This is a genomic window from Pseudoalteromonas sp. AOP7-A1-14 (assembly GCF_052376275.1).
Taxonomy (GTDB): Bacteria; Pseudomonadota; Gammaproteobacteria; order Enterobacterales; family Alteromonadaceae; genus Pseudoalteromonas.
This window is the reverse complement of record NZ_JBQSVO010000183.1, coordinates 1-3,823: the sequence shown is the minus strand read 5'-3', so window position 1 is coordinate 3,823 and position 3,823 is coordinate 1. Positions and strand designations below refer to the sequence as shown.

General features: G+C 42.4%; 2 protein-coding genes and 1 pseudogene. All 3 read left to right on the top strand.

Features of this window, described 5'->3' with window-relative positions; translation table 11 throughout:
• Positions 1 to 250, top strand: a pseudogene (locus tag ACT3RM_RS17175) (LuxR C-terminal-related transcriptional regulator); the annotation flags it as partial.
• Between the two features lie 180 nt (positions 251 to 430).
• Complete coding sequence (gene rnr / locus ACT3RM_RS17170) at positions 431 to 2,899, top strand: ribonuclease R (protein ID WP_441836614.1); 2,469 nt, start codon at positions 431 to 433, stop codon at positions 2,897 to 2,899.
• Entirely contained in the window at positions 2,896 to 3,636 is a 741-nt protein-coding gene (gene rlmB, locus ACT3RM_RS17165) for a 23S rRNA (guanosine(2251)-2'-O)-methyltransferase RlmB (RefSeq protein ID WP_441836615.1), read from the top strand. Before rnr ends, rlmB begins: the two co-directional genes overlap by 4 nt.
• The last annotated feature ends 187 nt before the right edge of the window (positions 3,637 to 3,823 follow it).

Here is a 3,823-nt window from a genome sequence, read left to right as displayed (position 1 = left end):
GTAAAAGGGGTCGTTTTAAAATAAGCATCGAGTGATTACTTGATTACAACGTTAAAAAAATCATACAGAACAAAAAGTAATAGCGCCTGAGCTTGTTTAAGTGCTTTAGAAGGTAACGAACCACCGTTCAAATAAAGAAGAAAAAGCATTAAAACTTAGTGGTGATGGGTTGAAAACTACTGATATCGCCGCAAGGTTATATTTAAGTGAGGGCACTGTACGTAATTATTTATCAGAGGCTATCGCTTAATTAAATGCCAGCAACCGAGTTGATGCAGCACGTATAGCCAAACAAAAAGGGCGGTTATAACGTTAAATTTTGCAGTTTATGACTGCCAAATAGGCTTTATTAAAAGTTTCATAGCTTTTGCCTGTCTCATTGTTCGGTTATGGGTTAAAATAACAACATAACCAATTAACAAGATAGTGAATGTCAAACCAAGATCCCAATCTCAGTCGAGAACAAGAAAAGTACGAAAATCCTGTCCCAAGCCGTGAGTTTATACTTACTCATATTAAAGACCGTGCAAAACCAGCCAATTTCCAGCAATTATGCGAAGAAATGGCGGTAAATGATGACGAGCGTCAGATTGCTTTTAAGCGGCGCTTACGTGCTATGGAACGCGATGGTCAACTCTACTTTACTAAGTTTAAATGTTACGCCTTAATTGACGAAGCAGGACTTACGAAAGGTAAAGTAATTGGTCACCGAGATGGGTTTGGCTTTTTAGAAGTTGAAGGCGAAAGTAAAGACTGGTTCATTGCCAAGCATCAAATGAATATGGTGCTTCATGGTGACATTGTACTAGCTAAAGGCACTAAACGTGGTTCTGGCGGTAAGTGTGATGCACGTATTATAAAGGTGCTCACTAATGAACGTGCGCCTATTGTTGGCCGTTATTTTGTTGAGCACGGCATTGCCGTGGTTGTGGCAGAAGATCCTCGGATAACGCAAGATATTGTTATTTTACCAGGCACTGAAAACGGTGCGCGCCATAATCAGATGGTACAAGTGCAAATTACCCAAAACCCAAGCCGCAATATGAACGCAGTAGGTAAAGTAATTGATGTACTTGGTGAGCATTTAGCCCCGGGGATGGAAATTGAAGTGGCACTGCGTAACCATGATATTCCACATGTTTGGCCTGAAGCAGTTGAAAAACAAGTTGCTCACCTTGGCGAGTTTGTTGAAGGAGCCGATAAACAAAACCGCGTTGATTTACGTGACTTACCGTTAGTTACTATTGATGGTGAAGATGCCCGCGATTTTGATGATGCCGTTTATTGTGAACGTAACAAATCGGGTGGCTGGCGCTTATGGGTAGCTATTGCCGATGTATCGCATTATGTAGGTATGAACACACCGTTGAATAAAGAAGCGATTGAACGTGGTAACTCAGTATATTTTCCTGAGCAAGTTATACCGATGTTGCCTAAAGTTTTATCAAATGGTTTATGCTCATTAAACCCTGATGTTGATCGTTTATGTATGGTCGCAGAAATGATGGTATCAGATGAGGGTAAGCTTTCTGGCTATCGTTTTTACGAAGCAGTAATGAACTCCCACGCGCGCTTAACTTACACTAAAACCAATGCTATTTTGCAAGGCGACGAAAGGCTACGTAAAGAATACGCTGATGTCGTACCGCACTTAACTGATTTACAGCAAATGTACATGGCGCTTAAATCAGCTCGTCAAGAGCGCGGTGCAATTGAGTTTGAAACTCTCGAAACTCGTTTTGTATTTAATGCTCAGCGTAAAATTGAATCTATTGTGCCAGTGGTGCGTAACGACGCTCATAAATTGATTGAAGAATGTATGATTTTAGCCAATGTATCTGCGGCTAAAATGCTAGAAAAACACAAAGCCAGTACGCTTTATCGTGTTCATGATGAACCCGACGGTGAAAAGCTTGGTAACTTTAGACAGTTTTTATCTGAGCTCGGTATTGAATCAACATTGAGTGATGAACCAACACCGAAAGAAATAACCCATGTACTGGCAAAGCTTGGCGACAGGCCTGAAGCTGAACTTATTCAAACGATGCTGCTGCGCTCAATGAAGCAAGCGGTATATCAAGCTGATAATATCGGGCACTTTGGTTTAGCGCTGGGTGAGTATGCACACTTTACTTCACCAATTCGCCGCTACCCTGATTTAGTTGTGCACCGCGCTATTAAAGGTATCTTACAAGCGCAAGGCATGAAAACCTCCGGTGACTATGTTTACAGTGATGACGAAGTTGACCAATTAGGTGAGCAATGCTCTACCACTGAACGCCGGGCTGATGATGCGACCCGCGAAGTAGCTGATTGGCTTAAATGCGAGTTCATGCAAGACCATGTTGGAGATGAGTTTGAAGGGGTTATTTCTTCAGTGACTAACTTTGGCTTGTTTATTCGCCTAAATGATTTACAAATTGACGGTTTAATCCATGTCACTAATTTAGGCAATGAGTATTTTCAGCATGATGGCGCAAAGCACTGTTTGATTGGTGAGCAAACCCATAAAGTTTACCGTTTAGGTGATAAAGTAACTGTTCAAGTGGCCTCGGTTAGCTTAGACGAACGCCGTATAAACTTAACCTTAAGTGGCGATGTGGCGCAAGATCGTTATTCACGCCGCCGTAATAATGACAAAGATGGACATGCGCCGGCTAGTGTACGCTCGCAACTGAAATCCGGTAAAGTACCTGGAAAGAAAATCGACGGCAAAGAGTCGCGTGGCCATAAAGGTAAAGCCTCCGATACTCGTAAAGGTAGAAAGAAGCCTGCCAGTCGAGCTAAAGCGACTGACGGCGGGACCACAAAAAAAACTAAGAAAAAGACTGTTAAAAAGCCGAAAAGGCCCGGAAGAAACGCCCGCAAAAGTAATAACTCAGGAGCAGATAATACGTGAGTAATGAATTAATTTTTGGCTTTCACTCTGTTGAAGCAATTTTATCTAAAGAGCCTGAGCGTTTTGTAGAAGTTTATGCCCTTAAAGGTCGCGATGATAAACGCTTAACCCCGATTATTAATGAGGCACGTAAATTTGGTATTTCAGTACAGTTTATGCAGCGTAAAGCGCTTGATAACAAAGCTAAAGGTGAGCAGCATCAAGGTGTAATCGCAAACGTCAAAGCAGCACCAACGTTTAATGAGAAAGATCTTGATGTGATCATTGCCCGTGAAGATACTCCGTTTTTACTGGTGCTTGATGGTATTACCGATCCGCATAATCTAGGAGCATGCTTACGTAGTGCTGACGCTGCAGGCGTTCACGCAATTATTGTACCTAAAGATAAATCAGCCAAGCTTAATGGCACAGCGCGTAAAGTTGCTTGTGGTGCGGCTGAAACCGTCCCCCTTATTCAGGTTACTAATCTAGCGCGTACTTTGCGTGAAATTAAAGATGCGGGTGTTTGGGTGGTGGGCACTGCCGGTGAAACAAACACTCATTTATTTGATGCGAGCTTAACCGGACCAATGGCTATAGTGATGGGGGCTGAAGGAGAAGGAATGCGTCGTTTAACTCGTGAGCACTGCGATTTACTGGTAAAAATCCCTATGGCTGGCACTGTATCAAGCTTAAATGTGTCTGTAGCCACAGGAGTATGTTTGTTTGAAGTGATGCGTCAGCGTAATGCTGGTTAGTTAACGAGTTAAAAAGTTACCTAGGGTAAGGATTAGATTATTAATCTGAGCCGAAAACTAAAAAGCCGATGCTATGAAGTGACCCCCAATAGTTGGACAGTCCAATTACTGGGGGTCTTTTTATGTCCAAACATCATCGAGCTTTTAAGCTCAAAGTAGCTGAGTTCGCTTTATCTGAAAGCTCTCT